Source organism: Streptomyces sp. NPDC005262 (assembly GCF_042872425.1).
In the GTDB taxonomy this organism is placed as follows: domain Bacteria; phylum Actinomycetota; class Actinomycetes; order Streptomycetales; family Streptomycetaceae; genus Streptomyces.
This window is the reverse complement of the sequence record NZ_JBIAKK010000006.1, coordinates 245,396-260,174: the sequence shown is the minus strand read 5'-3', so window position 1 is coordinate 260,174 and position 14,779 is coordinate 245,396. Positions and strand designations below refer to the sequence as shown.

Below are 14,779 nucleotides of genomic sequence, written 5' to 3'. Positions count from 1 at the left end.
TTCCAGCCCGTCAAGACCCCACCCTCCTCGCCGGACGGTCGGACGACCACCCGCCTGGACGACTGGAGATTTCCACAAAGTAAAAGGGTAATTTCGGAGAGCGGAACGTAGCATGGGTCAGGTACGGCTTCGCAGCACCGTCCCGTGGATCGCGGACACCCGGACAGACAGGCCCTGACCGGCCAGGACGCCGTGCCGGAGCAGTGGGCCGATCGGGAACCTCCCGGTAGGCTGCTGCCTCGCCCTTCCGCCTCGAAAGGACCGTTGACGTGCCGCCGTCCCACGCCAGCACATCCGACTCCAAGCCCGCCGGTTCCAGCGGCGGCGTGCAGTCACTTGAGCGCGCCTTCGATCTGCTGGAGCGGATGGCCGACGCCGGGGGCGAGGTCGGGCTGAGCGAACTCTCCGCGAGCAGCGGACTCCCGCTGCCCACCATTCACCGGCTGATGCGCACGCTGGTCGTCTGCGGTTACGTGCGCCAGCAGCCCAACCGGCGCTATGCGCTCGGCCCGCGCCTGATCCGGCTCGGCGAGTCCGCGTCCCGGCTGCTCGGGACCTGGGCCCGACCGTATCTGGCGCGGCTGGTCGAGGAGACCGGCGAGACCGCGAACATGGCGCTGCTCGACGGCGACGAGGTCGTGTACGTCGCACAGGTGCCGTCGAAGCACTCGATGCGGATGTTCACCGAGGTGGGCCGGCGCGTGCTCCCCCACTCCACGGGGGTGGGCAAGGCGCTCCTCGCGCACACCCCGCCGGACGAGGTACGGGCGCTGCTGGCCCGCACCGGAATGCCGGCCGCCACCGAGAAGACGATCACCACCCCGGACGGCTTCCTGGACGCGCTGGACCAGGTCCGGCGCGCCGGATATGCGGTGGACGACAACGAGCAGGAGATCGGGGTCCGCTGCCTGGCGGTCTCCGTACCGAACTCCCCCACCTCGGCCGCGATCTCGATCTCGGGCCCGGCGGGACGGGTAACGGAGGCGGCGACGGAGCGGATCGTGCCGATCCTGCAGCAGGTCGCGAAGGAGCTGGCGCATGCACTGGCCAGCAGCGCCCCCACCGGCTGAGGCAGCTCGGACATGACAGTGCCCGCCGGGCGGACACCCGGCGGGCACTGTCATGTCCTGGGGCGTCCGACGCGCCCCCCTCGCTCCGTCAGCGGCGCGGCGGCTCGCCGAAGAGATCCACGGCGTTACGGACGTCCCTGAGTGCGGATGCCAGTGCGCTGACCGAGCCGATCGCCCCCGCGATCAGCAGCAGCGAACGGCGCAGCCGCGGGATCTCGGGCACACCGGTGACGGCCATGGCGTCCAGTGCGGCCAGCTCGTCCTCCGCGATCCCCCGGTCGGAGAACTCCGCAGGATGCCCGGCCAGCTCGCGACGGAGCCGGGAGACGGCCGTACGCAGCTCCGTCACCCTCGGGTCCTCGCCACTGCTGGTCACCCGCGTCTGCCCCACGCTTCGCAACAAAGCACTCCCCCTCGCACGTCCTTGTGCCGGTGTTTCGACCACGTCCCGAGCCGTGGTCAAGTGCCCGGGAGTGTGCGCAAGTTAACGCCATGACAGGTGCCGTGCGCCACTCCACGGACAGAAATCAGGGTGACCACCGGGGGACGCAGCGTACTGGCCGGTCCGATAGGAAATCACCGGTGCGGTGAGGTATTCAGGGCCTCATGGCTGATACACCCCACACCCTGTCCACTTCCGCCGCTCCGCAATCGTCCCGTCCCTCCGACGGGGGACAGCAGCCGGTGATCGCCGGTCTGCTGCTGGCCGCGGGCGGCGGGCGCCGGCTCGGCGGGCGGCCGAAAGCCCTGCTGGCACACCGCGGCCGTCCGCTCGTCGAACACGCGCTGCGCGCGCTGCGCAACGGCGGCTGCGGTCCCGTCCATGTGGTGCTCGGCGCCGCGGCGGAGACGGTACAGGCCCGGGCCGACCTCTCCGGCTGCACGGTGACCGTCAATCCGCAGTGGCCGGAAGGCATGGGTTCGTCGCTGCGGGCGGGTCTGGGCGCGCTCGCCGGCGCGGGGGCCGATGCGGCACTCGTCCTGCTGGTGGACCAGCCGGGCATCGGCGCGCAGGCGGTGGCACGGGTGCGGTCGGCGTACCGCTCACGGACGAGTCTGGTTGCGGCCTCGTACGACGGGGAACGCGGCCATCCGGTGCTGTTCGGGGCAGACCGGTGGGCGGATGTCGCGGCGGGTGCGCTGGGCGACCAGGGCGCCCGGACATACCTGCGGACGCACCGCCATGCGATCACACTCGTCGAGTGTTCCGATGTGGCGGAGGCGTACGACATCGACACGGCGGAGGACCTGACGCACCTCGAATGAACGGGTTGCGCGCGCTGGCACGCTGCGCCAGCCCCGACCGACTTCTGTCGACCCGGAGAATCTCGACATCAACAAACCATTGAACTTCCACCATGAGGAAACTACTATCCACTGGTCAGAAGCGCTCTGTACATCAGACGGCGCCCACGGCCACGTTCCGAAGCCCTGGCACGCCGTGCCATTTCTGGCGGCCCGGCGGCCGTAGAGGCACCGCCCGCACCGCCCGCTGAAGGAGTGACAGCTCATGTCCGCACCAGCGCCGTCCCCGCTGGCCATCGTCGATGCCGAGCCCCTGCCCCGGCAGGATGAGGTCCTGACCGACGCGGCCCTCGCGTTCGTGGCCGAGCTGCACCGGCAGTTCACGCCCCGCCGTGACGAGCTGCTCGCCCGCCGCGGCGAGCGCCGCGCCCAGATCGCCCGCACCTCCACGCTGGACTTCCTGCCCGAGACGGCGGCGATCCGCGCGGACGACTCCTGGAAGGTGGCCCCGGCCCCGGCCGCGCTGAACGACCGCCGGGTGGAGATCACCGGTCCGACCGACCGCAAGATGACCATCAACGCCCTGAACTCGGGCGCCAAGGTCTGGCTCGCCGACTTCGAGGACGCGTCCGCCCCCACGTGGGAGAACGTCATCCTCGGCCAGCTCAATCTGATCGACGCCTACGAGCGCCGCATCGACTTCACCGACCCCGTGTCGGGCAAGTCCTACGCACTGAAGGCCGCCGACGAACTCGCCACGGTGGTCACCCGCCCCCGCGGCTGGCACCTGAACGAACGTCATATCCAGCTCGACGGCACCCCGGTGCCCGGTGCACTGGTCGACTTCGGCCTCTACTTCTTCCACAATGCCCAGCGTCTGATCGACCTCGGCAAGGGCCCGTACTTCTACCTCCCGAAGACGGAGTCGCACCTGGAGGCCCGCCTCTGGAACGACATCTTCGTCTTCGCCCAGAACTACGTCGGCATCCCGCAGGGCACCGTCCGCGCGACAGTCCTGATCGAGACGATCACCGCCGCGTACGAGATGGAAGAAATCCTGTATGAGCTCCGCGACCACGCCTCCGGGCTGAACGCGGGCCGCTGGGACTACCTCTTCTCCATCGTCAAGAACTTCCGCGACGGCGGCTCGAAGTTCGTCCTGCCGGACCGCAACGCGGTGACGATGACCGCCCCGTTCATGCGCGCGTACACCGAACTCCTCGTCCGCACCTGCCACAAGCGCGGCGCACACGCGATCGGCGGCATGGCGGCGTTCATCCCGTCGCGCCGTGACGCCGAGGTCAACAAGGTCGCCTTCGAGAAGGTGAAGGCGGACAAGGACCGTGAGGCCAACGACGGCTTCGACGGTTCCTGGGTCGCCCACCCGGATCTCGTCCCGATCGCGATGGCCTCTTTCGACGCGGTCCTCGGTGAGAGGCCGAACCAGAAGGAACGCCTGCGCGAGGACGTCTCCGTGGCGGCGGGCGACCTGATCGCGATCGACACCCTGGACGCCAAGCCCACGTACGACGGCCTGCGCAACGCCGTCGCGGTCGGAATCCGCTACATCGAGGCCTGGTTGCGCGGTATGGGCGCGGTGGCCATCTTCAACCTGATGGAGGACGCCGCCACCGCGGAGATCTCCCGCTCCCAGATCTGGCAGTGGATCAACGCGGACGTGGTCTTCGAGAACGGCGCGCACGCCACTGCGGACCTGGCCCGCAAGGTCGCGGCCGAGGAACTCGCCGCGATCCGGGCGGAGATCGGCGAGGAGGCGTTCGCGTCCGGCAAGTGGCAGCAGGCCCACGACCTGCTGCTGCAGGTCTCGTTGGACCAGGACTACGCGGACTTCCTGACGCTGCCGGCGTACGAGCAGCTGGTCTGAGTCCCGTCCGATCCCGCTGCACCTCGCGCCCCCGGTACCGCACAGCACCGGGGGCGCGGTTGCGTGCGGCCGCCCCGTCACCGAGTGCTCAGGAACTGTTCCCCGCGCGGTACGCCTCCGCGTACTCCCGCAGGAAAGCCGCCTCGGCGATGACCGCCGAGCGCAGCTCCGAGAACAGCAGCCGCTCGTTCGGGGCGTGCAGATTGCACATGCTGGACCATACGGTGCGACTCCCCGCACGCCATGACTGACGGCACGACCTCCTGTCAGTCGCCGAGGACGACCACGCGCCGGGCGGAGAAGTCGCCCCACTTCCCGTCCGGCAGTCTGGCGCGGATCTTCATCGAGTAGCGGGTCCCGCGCGGGTCACCGACGGTGAGGCGGTAGCTCGCCCGGCCTGCCGGAGGCTTGCCGCCCCACACGATGGTGGTGGTGAGCCGGCCGTCGAGGTAGAGCTGGTACGCGGGGATCTCACCGCCGGTGTCGGGCTGCTTCCAGTCCAGGTCGATCGCGTACTCCTTGCCCTGGGCCGTGGTCGTGATCCGCAGATCGGTGGGGGCGGTGCCGGCCGGCGCGCCCGGGGCGGAGGGCGTGGTGAGGTCAAGGGCGTTGCTGTCCGGCGAGGACGTGTCGGCGGCGTCCCGGGCCCGGACGGTGAAGGTGTAGACGGTACCGGGGCGAAGTCCGGTCAGACGGGCCGTGGTCTGGGTGCCGGGCACGCTGTGGATGCGGGAGTCCTCCTGATAGATGTCGTACGAGGTGACGCCCACGTCGTCCGTCGAGCCGCCCCAGGAGAGGGTCGCCGCCCGGCTGCCGTCCGCCTTGCCGCGCAGCCTGACCGGTCGGGTCGGCGGCTCGTGGTCCGCGGGTGTCGGGGCGGGCGTGGTGACGGCGACGGCCCGGCTCGGTGCGGAGAGGTTCCCGGCGGCGTCCCGGGCCCGGACGGTGAAGGTGTAGGCGGTGGAGGGGGTCAGCCCGTCGATGTCGATCATCTGCCGGGCCGCCGTGACGGACTTGACCCGCATGCCCTGGCGGTACACCTGGTAGCCGGTGATCGCCTTGTTGTCGGAGGCCGGGTCCCACATGACGTGGACCGAGGTGGCACTGCTCGCCTGCGCCGTCACCCCGCCCGGTTCGGTCGGTCTCTGCTTGTCGGCGGCGTCGGCGGTGTCGCCGCATGCGGTGAGCGTGACGAGGAGCAGGGCGGCGGAGGTGGCCAACGCGGCGTGTACGTGGGGGCGTTGCACGGTTTTGCCTTCCGTCCGGCAGCAATGGTCTGGACCTGTATGCCACGGCCGGCGAGTCCTGGACAAGGGCGTGGAGCGGCACCTTCCGCAATATGCCGGTCTGCGCCGCGGATACGTTGTGCGCCGAGCGATGAGTTCGGACCGCCACGGCGGTCTGAGGAGTATGGACAAAGAGAACGGAACGACGACCGCGCTCGATCTCGAACCCGCGGCACGGCAGATCGCCGGACTGCTCGACGGCATCGACGACCGCTGTCTGACCGACCCGACACCCTGCCCCGACTATGCGGTACGGGAAGTGCTCGCCCACCTGGTCGGGCTGGTCACGGCCTTCCGTGACGCGGGCCGCAAGAACCTCGGACCGACGACCGACACCTCTCCGGACACCGCTCTTCCGGTCCTGCCGGAAGGCTGGCGCAAAGCACTGCCGCCCCTGCTGGACGAGCTGGTGGCCGCCTGGCGCGACCCCGCCGCCCGGCAGGGAATGACCAGGGCCGGTGGCGTGGATCTGCCGGGTGAGGTGGCCGCGATGGTCGCTCTGAACGAGCTGGTGATCCACGGCTGGGACCTGGCCAGGTCGACCGGCCAGAAGTACGACGTGGACGAGGCGAGCCTGCGGGTCTCCCTGGCCTTGACGACGCCGAGCGACGACAGCCCCCGGCTGGGACAGCTCTTCGGGCCGCCGGTCCCGGTACCGGCGGACGCGCCCCTCGTCGACCGGGCGGTCGCGATGAGCGGCCGACGCCCGGACTGGCAGCCGGGCGGCTGACGCGTCCGGCCTCGGCCGGCTCCTGGTCCGCCCCTGCCGTCGGCGGATCCGGCGGACGGCTCATGGCATCCGCTCGACACCACGCCGGCCCTGCCGCGCTGCCGCCGGTGCGGCACGCGCGGTCAGCGCGGGCACAGGCGATCAGCGCTGTCCCTGCGGGCACACGTGGTCAGCGCGGTCGCAGCGTTCGCACCGCCTCGCGCGCCCGGTCGCGGAGGCGTTCGTCGGCCGGGGCGATGCCTGATTCGATTCCTGACGCCGTCACCCGCAGGTCCCGCTCGGCGAGTGCGGTCAGCCTGCTCATGTGGTCGTCGGTGAGCGCGGTCGGGCCGAGGGCAACCAGCGCTTCGATGGCGGTGACCGGTTCGGCGTCCGCCTCCGCGGAGTCCAGGAGCAGGCCGGCCAGCCGGGGTGCGTCGAGGGATTCGGGTGCGATCGCGTGCAGGGCCAGTACCGCGGCCGGGGCCTGTTGCCGGTCCGCCAGCAGTCCCTGCAGCGCGGGGACCAGCGGGCGGGCCGGCTCTCCGATGAGGGCCGCCGCTCGGGCGGCACGGATGAACGTCCAGCGCATCCAGGCCGGTTCGACCGCCGCGAGCACTCCGGCGAGCACGGGAACCGCTTCCTCCGCGTCACCGGTGATCAGCCACAGGGCGGTGGCGATCTCGACGTCACCGTCCAGCTGCGGGACGGTGCGGTTCACTCCGCGAGCAGTGAGGGCGGACCGCAGGGCGGGCGCCAGACCGGCTGCCTCCGGGCCCAGCTCACCTGCGCTGCCCGCAGCCTCCCGTACGTCGAAACCACCCGCGGCGAGCTGCGCGGCCGTCGCCGCCAGAAGTGGTGCGGTGTCGCCGGTCAGGTCGCGTACCGCCCTGGCCGCCGCGAGCCTGCCCCCCTTCGGTCCGGAGCGGGCCGCGGCGGTCAGCAGTTCCGCCGTCCTCACGCGCTGTTCCGGCGGGCACACCGCTGCCAGCGCCTTCGGTACGACCTTCGGGAATCTCGGCAGCGCGGACCGGAGCTCGGGCAGGGCGGAGGACGCCCGGCTCCCCCAGGCACCGAGCAGGGCCGTGAGCCAGATCGGCTCGTTCCCTTCGAGATCACCGGCTCCGAGGCGGATACGGATCGCCTCCAGCAGTTCGGGGTCGTACGGGAACGACGGCGCGACCGCCGCCCGGGTCGGGAAGCCGCATGCGGCACCGAGTGCGCGCGGGCGCTGCCCCAGGTCGCGGGCGAGGAGCGGCGCGGCCTGCGCGGGTGCCACCGCGACGAGGGCTTCGAGAGCCCGGTCCGCCGGATCGCCCTCCCCTGCGGCGAGTCGGGCCAGTACGGGAGCGGCCGCCGCTCCGTGGGCGCCCAGCTTCGTGAGGAGCGGGTACGCCGCGGGCACGGCGGCCGGGTCGGCGATCAGTGCGCGCACCGGTGCGGCCAGCCGTTCGGGAGCGCTGCGCGAGAGCCGGCAGGCGGTCTCGGCCGCCCACAGCGCCTCCGTACGGACGTCGGGCTCGGGGCTGCGCAGTGCGCCGTCGAGCAGGGCGTACGCCGCTTCGCGGTCCGCAGGGGCGTCCCGGAGCAGCAGCGATTCGACCACATACTGCAGCGGTTCTTTGCGCTCCTGGTCGAGGCGGCTTGCGACAAGCCCGTCCGCCGGGAGGAGGGTCAGCATCGCCTCGTGGTGTGCGGGTGTCCAGAGCCGGCCGGCGTCGACACCGGCCAGCAGGGCCGCGATCCTCACCTCGCCCGGCTCGTCCGGCCCCATGGCTTCGGTCGCCTCGGCGGCGCTCCCTGCCGGGTCCAGATGAGCCATGGCACCGAGGAGTTCGGCCCGGACGAGGGGATCCGTCTCCTGCGCCCAGCGTCTCCGGAGCACCGGCAGCACCTGACCGGACGCCCCCGTCATGGCCGCGGTCCACGCGGCGGCCTGCCGCAACCCGGGCTTCTCGTCGGCGATCCAGCCCAGGACCAACGGAAGTTGGCCGACGACGGCCGCCCGGCAGGCGGCTTCGTCGGTCTCCCCCCGGTCCTCGCCGCCCTCCGCGATCCCGCCGAGCATCACCAGCAGGTCCTCGGTGCGGTGTCCGGCCGCCGCGAGCCGTGCCAGATACGGCACCGCGCGGGCCGTCGCCTCGTAGACCGATCCCTGATGCAGGATGCTGCCGTACAGCTCGGAGAGCGCCTCTGACGCCTCGTCCTCGTCGCCGGCAAGCGCCCGCAGGCAGCCAGGCACATCGGCGGCGCTTCCGTACGCATGCTGCAGCTCGGCCCACGGCTGGGCGTCGACCTCGGCGAAGAACGGTGCGAGTTCCATGAAAGGATCTTGGCACCCAGCACTGACAACGCCCCCGGCAGCGCCCCGCCCGCCGCGCCGGGCGGCACGTTTCTCCGAGGCCGACTGACGGCGGACGGCGGACGGCGGACGGCGGACGGCGGATGCAAAGAGCAGGACTCCGGCCCGCGCCCATGACACGCCGCCACCGGGATGCCGCCCGCCGCACGGGTCAGCTGGTGAAGAACTCGGTGATCTGCTGGGCGACCTGGTCGGCGTGGGTCTCGTGGACCCGGTGGCCGCCGCCGAGCGTGATCAGCCGGCAGTCCGGGATCAGGGAGGCCATGTCGGCCAGCCGGCCCTGCGGCATGGTGCTCTCCGGGCCACCGGCGATCATCAGCGTGGGTGCGACGATCTCGCCGAGACCGTCCGCCCACTGCGGGTCGGGGTCGGCGATCCGGGCCCGGATGGGCGCGACGACGTTCCAGTCGTAGTCGACCGGCCCTTCGGGCTGCGCGGCGGGCCTCGGCTCACCGGGGAACGGCGGCGGGGTCTCCACCAGCACCAGCCGCTCCACCCGGTCCGCGTGCTCCTGGGCGAGCAGATGGGCGACGACGCCACCCATGGAATGGCCCACCAGGCCGACGCGGTCGAGCTCGCACTCGTCGAGGAAGCCGAGGACGTCGTCCCGCATCAACTCGAAGGAGTACTCGTCGGGCCAGTCGCTCTCCCCGTGCCCGCGCAGGTCGAGGGCGTACACCCGCCATTCCTCACCGAGCAGGCTCCCGACCGCTTCCCAGCTCGCGCCGGAACCGCCGAGTCCGTGCAGCAGCACGACGGGCGAGCCGAACGGGTCACCCCAGGTCCGGTACGCCAGCCGCACATCACCGACATCCACAACAGACTGATCTTCCATGCCCCTGACGCTACAGCCGAATCGACCAAGATCCTTCTCCGCGCCTGGCAGGCTGGCGGGGTGAAGCTCGTTCGGCGTTCCCGCCTCGCCCCCGCCGGAGCCCTCGTGACGGCTCTCGTCCTGCTGTCCGGATGCTCCGCGTCCGGGACCGGTTCCGGAAAGGGCCCCGAGGGTCCCGGGCTCGACGCTCCGGCGAAGAAGGAGATCGCCATGCAGCTGGTCTCCAGCGCGGAGAACGCCACCCTCGACTGGAAGGCCCAGTACAAGTACATCCAGGACATCGACGACGGCCACGGCTACACCGCGGGCATCATCGGATTCTGCTCCGGCACCGGCGACATGCTGAAGGTCGTCGAGCGGTACACGGCGACCCGCCCCGGCAATCCGCTGGAACGGTTCCTGCCCGCGCTGCGAGCCGTCAAAGGCACCGATGCGCACGACGGTCTCGGCCGCCCGTTCACCGACGCGTGGGCGGAGGCGGCCTCCGACGCCGCGTTCCGGTCGGCGCAGGACACGGAGCGGGACCACTCGTACTTCGATCCGGCGGTGCGCCAGGCCAAGGACGACGGGCTGGGAGCTCTCGGACAGTTCATCTACTACGACACCTATGTGATGCACGGTGCGGCCGACTCGAAGGGCACGGTCGGGTTCCGTACGATGCGCCGCGAGGCTCTCGGCGCGGCCGAACCGCCGTCGCGGGGCGGAGACGCGACCACGTATCTCAACGCCTTCCTCGACGCCCGCGTCACCGCGATCCGCAAGGAGCCGTCACACTCCGACACCAGCCGCATCGAGACGGCGCAGCGGGTCTTCGTACGCGAGGGCAGATTTCAGCTGGAGACGCCGCTGCGGTGGAAGGTGTACGGCGACAGCTACCGCATCGACGGCCCGTGAACCTCTGATCGAGGGGCGCACGGGCGCCCGTGCGACGGACGGCGTGCGCCCCCGGGCTCGGCGTACCCCGGACCGGGTCGGGTGACCTGGTGTCAGAACCCTGATGGCCGTCTCTTCCGCCTACGGAGTGGAACGCAACCCGCCTGTGTCGAAGGGGTGTACGATCCGCGTTCGACTCTGATAGGAAAGCTTCCTAACAGAACAGCTCAGCGACGAACTCCCTTTTGGAGGACTGGTGCACGCTCCCCATAAGCGCACCGCACGTCGAAACACCCGCCCCGTCCGGCTCGCGCTGGTCGCACTCGGGGTGACACTCACGGCGATCCCCGCCACTGCCTATGCCGGTGCCCCCACGCATCCGGCAGTCCATCAGGAAGCCTCCGCCGACCGGCAGGTGGCCGCCGCAACCGGGCTCGACGACCCGGCGAAGAAGGAGATCGCCATGCAGCTGGTCTCCAGCGCGGAGAACTCCACCCTCGACTGGAAGGCCCAGTACGAGTACATCGAGGACATCGACGACGGCCGCGGCTACACCGCGGGCATCATCGGATTCTGCTCCGGCACCGGCGACATGCTCGACCTCGTCGAGCTCTACACCGAGCGCAAGCCGGGCAACGTCCTCGCGAAGTATCTGCCCGCGCTGCGGGAGGTGGACGGCACCGACTCGCACGACGGCCTCGACCCGAACTTCACCAGGGACTGGGTGACCGCCGCCTCGGACCCGGCGTTCGAGCAGGCGCAGAACGACGAGCGGGACCGGGTGTACTTCAATCCGGCGGTCAGCCAGGGCAAGGCCGACGGCGTCGGTACGCTCGGCCAGTTCGCGTACTACGACGCCATCGTCATGCACGGCGACGGCGACGACAGCACCAGCTTCGGTGCCATCCGTGAGCGTGCTCTCGCCAGGGCGAAGCCGCCGGCCCAGGGCGGCAACGAGGTCACCTACCTGAACGCCTTCCTGGACGCGCGAGTCTGGGCGATGCAGCAGGAGGAGGCCCATTCGGACACCAGCCGGGTGGACACCGCCCAGCGCGTCTTCCTGAACAACGGCAATCTGAACCTGGATCCGCCGCTCGACTGGAAGGTCTACGGCGACAGTTACCACATCGGCTGAGCCCTGCCGCGACACACCGGTGGCGCGTACGGCACTCGCCGTACGCGCCACTGCGCCGTACCGGATGCGCTCAGGGCGCGCCCACCGGGGCCGCCGCCTCGGTCACGGAAGGCTCCTCCGTCGCCGGTTCCGGCTTCCTGCCCAGGTGGTTGAAGGCCAGATTGAGGACGATCGCCACGACGCACCCGGTGGAGATCCCCGAGTCCAGCACGACGAGGAGATCCTTGGGGAACGCGTGGTAGAACCCCGGCGCGGCGATCGGGATCAGGCCGATGCCGACGGCGGCCGCGACGATCAACGCGTTCTCGCCCTTCTCCAGGGCGGCGCCGGCCAGCGTCTGGATGCCGCTCGCGGCGACCGAGCCGAAGAGCACGATGCCCGCCCCGCCCAGCACCGGCAGCGGTACGAGCGCGATGACGGACGCGCCGACCGGTACCAGGCCGAGCACGACGAGGATGCCACCGCCCGCGGCGACGACGAACCGGCTGCGCACCTTGGTCATCGCCACCAGGCCGATGTTCTGTGCGAAGGCGCTGCACATGAAGCCGTTGAAGAGCGGACTGACGGCGCTGCCCAGGGTGTCGGCGCGCAGGCCGCCCTCGATGGTCCGCTCGTCCGCGGGCCGGCCGACGATCTTGCCGAGTGCCAGCATGTCCGCGGTGGACTCGGTCATGCAGACCAGCATCACGATGCACATGGAGACGATGGCGGCGACCTCGAACTGCGGCGCCCCGAAGTGGAACGGGCTCGGGAAGCCGACCAGGTCGGCCTCCTTGATCGCACCGAAGTCGGTGATGCCGACCGGGATCGCGATCAGCGTGCCGGCGACCAGCCCGAGCAGGATCGCGATCTGCTGGAGGAATCCGCGCAGCAGTTTGCGCAGTGCGAGGACGATCACCAGGGTGAGGGCCGCCATGGAGATGTTGGTCGTCGACCCGTATCCGTCGGCCGTGGTGTCGCCGCCCTGGGACCAGTTGAAGGCGACCGGCAGGAGGGAGACGCCGATCAGGGTGATGACGGTGCCGGTGACGACGGGCGGGAAGAAGCGGACCAGTTTGCAGAAGTAGGGGGCGAGGACGAAGCCGAGCAGGCCGGCCACGATGATCGCGCCGAAGATGACGGCGATGCCGTCGTGTCCGCGGTCCTTGCCGATCGCGATCATCGGTGTAACACCGGCGAACGAGACGCCGTTGACGAACGGCAACCGGGCGCCGATGCGCCAGAAGCCGAGGGTCTGGAGCAGGGTGGCGATGCCGGCGGTGAACAGGCTCGCCCCCATCAGGAAGGCGGTCTCCTTGGGGGTGAGGCCCACGGCGGGTCCCACGATCATGGGTGGAGCCACCACGCCCGCGTACATCGCGGCCACGTGCTGCAGCCCGCTGGTGAACATCTTCAGTGGGGGGAGGGTCTCGTCGACCGGATGCTTTCCGTCGGCGACCTGCGGGTCGTCCCGTATCGGCTCCTGGTCGGATTCTGCGACTGCGTCGTTGCGAAACCTGGGCTGTGCTGCCACGGCGGTTCCTCCGGTCGGTTACACGTCGAAGCGACGCGGGTGTCAGGGAGGTGGTGCGTTGGTGCAGGTGGGGCAGGTCGTGCAGCTGATGCGGCAGCTTCGGTCACCGGTCCGGCGGGCGCGTACGTCTGCGTACGTGCCCGCCGGACCGGCTGCCGTGGACCCCGCTCGGGCCCACGGCGGCCGGCCAAGGGCCGTCCCCCTTCGGCCGGCCGTTCTCGGGGGCGCCCCGGAGCGTCAGGCTCCGGCGGCGATCTGCGCGAGACGGCGGGCCTCGTCGCGGGTGGTGCGCGCGATGGCGTCCTCGTCCACCGTGGTCAGGTGGTTGCTCTCGACGACGGTCTTCCCGTCGACGAGGGAGAGGGTGACGGGGGCCGCCGCGCCGAACACCAGCGCGGTAACCGGGTCGGCGATGGAGGAGTGGGCGAGCGTGTCCAGCTTCCAGAGCACCAGGTCGGCGAGCTTGCCGACCTCCAGGGAGCCGATCTGGTCGGCGCGACCGAGCACCTGGGCGCCGCCGTATGTGCCCAGGCGCAGGGCCTGACGGGCATTCAGGGCCCGTTCGCGGTGGGCGCCGAGGCGGTTGATGAGGAGGGCGTTGCGCAGTTCGGTGTGGAGCTCACCGGACTCGTTGGAGGCGGTACCGTCGACTCCGAGGCCCACCGGAACACCCGCGGCGAGCATGTCGGGAACCCGGGCGATGCCTGCGGCGAGGCGGGCGTTGGAGGACGGGCAGTGCGCGACACCCGTTCCGGTGCGGGCGAACGCGGCGATGTCGGAGTCGTTCATATGGACGCAGTGCGCCATCCACACGTCGTCGCCGAGCCAGCCCGTCGACTCGAAGTAGTCGGTCGGGCCCATCCCGAACAGCTCGTGGCAGAACTTCTCCTCCTCCACGGTCTCCGAGCCATGGGTGTGCATCCTGACGCCACGTCGGCGGGCCAACTCGGCTCCCTGACACAGCAGTTCGGTGGAGATGGAGAAGGGTGAGCAGGGCGCGACGGCGATCTGGGTCATCGAGTCGAACGATCCGTCGTGGTGCGCGTCGATGGTCGCCTCGGTGGCGGCGAGCGCACCGTCGAGCGTCTCTACGGCGAAGTCCGGAGGCAGTCCGCCGTCCTTCTTGCTGCGGTCCATGGAGCCCCGGGCGAGGGTGAACCGTACGCCCATGTCGCGGGCCGCCCCGATGATGGCGCCGGACAGGTCGCCGGAGCCCTGCGGGTAGACGTAGTGGTGGTCCATGGCGGTGGTGACGCCGCCGCGGACCATCATCGCGAGCGAGCCCTGCGCGGCCGCGCGGACCATCGGCTCGTCGATGCGCGCCCATGTCGGATAGAGCGCGACCAGCCAGTCGAAGAGGTTGTGGTCGGTCGCCAGGCCCCTGGTGATCCACTGGTAGAAGTGGTGGTGGGTGTTGATGAGGCCGGGAGTGACGAGGTGCCCGGCGCCGTCGATGCGTCGTACGACATTCTCCAGGCCTTCGGGGGCCCGGCCGGCGCCGACGTGCTCGATGCGGTTGCCGGCGACGACCACATGGCCTGAGGCGTACTCGGTGTCGTCGGCGTCGACGGTCGCGATCGAACAGTTCTCGATGACGATGCGTTCCACACGATCAGGGGCTGCCATGGCGCTTCCTTCTTCTCTCTGCGGGGACGTGGGCACGGCAGGACCCTAGGAGGATTGAGTGCCACAGCCGTGCGGCCGTGGGTGCCGAGATGGTGGAAGAACAGGTTGAGCGGGACGGCGACGAGCCCGCCCGCACCGATCCCGGAGCGCGGCACGGTCCGCACCCAGGACGGGGATCCGGCACGGGGGCCGGGCCCTGCGGGCGTCGGCAGGACGGTGGCAGATCCGGCGCTCAGCAGG

At 70.7% G+C, this 14,779-nt stretch carries 13 protein-coding genes; 6 read left to right on the top strand and 7 right to left on the bottom strand.

What is annotated here, in order from left to right; translation table 11 throughout:
* The first annotated feature begins 269 nt into the window (after nucleotides 1-269).
* A complete protein-coding gene (locus ACFYP5_RS18235; protein WP_389036700.1) occupies nucleotides 270-1,070 on the top strand; it encodes an IclR family transcriptional regulator in 801 nt (266 codons plus the stop codon).
* Between the two features lie 88 nt (nucleotides 1,071-1,158).
* On the opposite strand, the gene ACFYP5_RS18230 is transcribed toward ACFYP5_RS18235, so the two are convergent.
* On the bottom strand, nucleotides 1,159-1,461 hold the full coding sequence (locus ACFYP5_RS18230; protein WP_389036697.1) for a DUF5955 family protein: 303 nt from the start codon (nucleotides 1,459-1,461) through the stop codon (nucleotides 1,159-1,161).
* Nucleotides 1,462-1,766: 305 nt separating this feature from the next.
* Between ACFYP5_RS18230 and ACFYP5_RS18225 the strand changes: the two genes are divergently transcribed.
* Both ACFYP5_RS18225 and aceB read left to right on the top strand, forming a co-directional pair.
* Nucleotides 1,767-2,336: an NTP transferase domain-containing protein gene (locus tag ACFYP5_RS18225; RefSeq protein ID WP_389037069.1), complete on the top strand. Its 570-nt coding sequence runs from the start codon at nucleotides 1,767-1,769 to the stop codon at nucleotides 2,334-2,336.
* Nucleotides 2,337-2,580: 244 nt separating this feature from the next.
* The gene (aceB, locus tag ACFYP5_RS18220) at nucleotides 2,581-4,200 is read left to right on the top strand and encodes a malate synthase A (RefSeq protein ID WP_389036695.1); all 1,620 of its coding nucleotides are present in this window, start codon (nucleotides 2,581-2,583) and stop codon (nucleotides 4,198-4,200) included.
* 88 nt (nucleotides 4,201-4,288) lie between these two features.
* Here the strand turns inward: aceB and ACFYP5_RS18215 are convergent, their stop codons facing one another.
* Both ACFYP5_RS18215 and ACFYP5_RS18210 read right to left on the bottom strand, forming a co-directional pair.
* The gene (locus ACFYP5_RS18215; protein ID WP_389036692.1) at nucleotides 4,289-4,411 is read right to left on the bottom strand and encodes a hypothetical protein; all 123 of its coding nucleotides are present in this window, start codon (nucleotides 4,409-4,411) and stop codon (nucleotides 4,289-4,291) included.
* A 55-nt stretch (nucleotides 4,412-4,466) separates the two neighbouring features.
* Complete coding sequence (locus tag ACFYP5_RS18210) at nucleotides 4,467-5,447, bottom strand: fibronectin type III domain-containing protein (protein ID WP_389036689.1); 981 nt, start codon at nucleotides 5,445-5,447, stop codon at nucleotides 4,467-4,469.
* 163 nt (nucleotides 5,448-5,610) lie between these two features.
* Between ACFYP5_RS18210 and ACFYP5_RS18205 the strand changes: the two genes are divergently transcribed.
* Nucleotides 5,611-6,216 carry a TIGR03086 family metal-binding protein gene (locus tag ACFYP5_RS18205; RefSeq protein ID WP_389036686.1) on the top strand — a complete coding sequence of 202 codons (606 nt, stop codon included), beginning with the start codon at nucleotides 5,611-5,613 and terminating at the stop codon, nucleotides 6,214-6,216.
* A gap of 169 nt (nucleotides 6,217-6,385) precedes the next feature.
* Here ACFYP5_RS18205 and ACFYP5_RS18200 read toward each other — a convergent pair whose 3' ends face one another.
* Both ACFYP5_RS18200 and ACFYP5_RS18195 read right to left on the bottom strand, forming a co-directional pair.
* Nucleotides 6,386-8,518, bottom strand: a complete 2,133-nt coding sequence (locus ACFYP5_RS18200) for a hypothetical protein (protein ID WP_389036683.1) — start codon at nucleotides 8,516-8,518, stop codon at nucleotides 6,386-6,388.
* 190 nt (nucleotides 8,519-8,708) lie between these two features.
* The gene (locus ACFYP5_RS18195; protein WP_389036681.1) at nucleotides 8,709-9,392 is read right to left on the bottom strand and encodes an alpha/beta fold hydrolase; all 684 of its coding nucleotides are present in this window, start codon (nucleotides 9,390-9,392) and stop codon (nucleotides 8,709-8,711) included.
* A 105-nt stretch (nucleotides 9,393-9,497) separates the two neighbouring features.
* Between ACFYP5_RS18195 and ACFYP5_RS18190 the strand changes: the two genes are divergently transcribed.
* Together ACFYP5_RS18190 and ACFYP5_RS18185 are read left to right on the top strand one after the other, a co-directional pair.
* Nucleotides 9,498-10,286 carry a chitosanase gene (locus ACFYP5_RS18190; protein WP_389036678.1) on the top strand — a complete coding sequence of 263 codons (789 nt, stop codon included), beginning with the start codon at nucleotides 9,498-9,500 and terminating at the stop codon, nucleotides 10,284-10,286.
* 235 nt (nucleotides 10,287-10,521) lie between these two features.
* Nucleotides 10,522-11,400: a chitosanase gene (locus ACFYP5_RS18185; RefSeq protein WP_389036675.1), complete on the top strand. Its 879-nt coding sequence runs from the start codon at nucleotides 10,522-10,524 to the stop codon at nucleotides 11,398-11,400.
* Between the two features lie 70 nt (nucleotides 11,401-11,470).
* On the opposite strand, the gene ACFYP5_RS18180 is transcribed toward ACFYP5_RS18185, so the two are convergent.
* Together ACFYP5_RS18180 and ACFYP5_RS18175 are read right to left on the bottom strand one after the other, a co-directional pair.
* Entirely contained in the window at nucleotides 11,471-12,856 is a 1,386-nt protein-coding gene (locus ACFYP5_RS18180; protein WP_389037066.1) for a nucleobase:cation symporter-2 family protein, read from the bottom strand.
* A gap of 294 nt (nucleotides 12,857-13,150) precedes the next feature.
* Nucleotides 13,151-14,539 (bottom strand): 8-oxoguanine deaminase, encoded by a 1,389-nt coding sequence (locus tag ACFYP5_RS18175; protein ID WP_389036673.1) that lies wholly within the window; start codon nucleotides 14,537-14,539, stop codon nucleotides 13,151-13,153.
* Between the last annotated feature and the right edge of the window lie 240 nt (nucleotides 14,540-14,779).

Excerpts from the sequence above, each read along its gene's own strand:
- aceB (WP_389036695.1), top strand. The coding sequence starts at position 2,581 with ATGTCCGCACCAGCGCCGTCCCCGCTGGCCATCGTCGATGCCGAGCCC.
- ACFYP5_RS18215 (WP_389036692.1), bottom strand. The coding sequence starts at position 4,411 with ATGTGCAATCTGCACGCCCCGAACGAGCGGCTGCTGTTCTCGGAGCTG.
- ACFYP5_RS18205 (WP_389036686.1), top strand. The coding sequence starts at position 5,611 with ATGGACAAAGAGAACGGAACGACGACCGCGCTCGATCTCGAACCCGCG.
- ACFYP5_RS18200 (WP_389036683.1), bottom strand. The coding sequence starts at position 8,518 with ATGGAACTCGCACCGTTCTTCGCCGAGGTCGACGCCCAGCCGTGGGCC.
- ACFYP5_RS18195 (WP_389036681.1), bottom strand. The coding sequence starts at position 9,392 with ATGGAAGATCAGTCTGTTGTGGATGTCGGTGATGTGCGGCTGGCGTAC.
- ACFYP5_RS18175 (WP_389036673.1), bottom strand. The coding sequence starts at position 14,539 with ATGGCAGCCCCTGATCGTGTGGAACGCATCGTCATCGAGAACTGTTCG.